Origin of the sequence: Streptomyces sp. WAC06614, assembly GCF_003949795.1 — a bacterium.
GTDB lineage: Bacteria > Actinomycetota > Actinomycetes > Streptomycetales > Streptomycetaceae > Streptomyces.
In genome coordinates, this window is record NZ_RPRY01000809.1 from 1 (window position 1) to 251 (window position 251).

Genomic DNA, 251 nt, shown 5'->3' on the forward strand with positions numbered 1-251 from the left:
GTGAGCTGGGTCCGCGCCTCCATCGAGTTCGACAAGTGGCTGCTGGAGCAGCTCGGCCTGGAGCAGGAGCTCGAGGGCGAGCAGGGCGACGACGAGGGCGACGCCGAGTAGCCGTCCCCCCTCGCGGCCCGTCTGCGTCTTCGCAGGTCAGCCGTGCAGGCGGGCCAGCCGGGAGACGGCTTCCTCCAGGACCTCGACGCGCTTGCAGAAGGGCAAGGCGTGAGCACGGAGCACCAAGGGCGCTCTGGCGA

General features: G+C 70.9%; 1 pseudogene. It reads left to right on the forward strand.

Going from position 1 to position 251, the window contains the following annotated elements:
* A pseudogene (locus EF918_RS38905) lies at positions 1-111 on the forward strand (YbjN domain-containing protein); the annotation flags it as partial.
* Positions 112-251 lie beyond the last annotated feature (140 nt).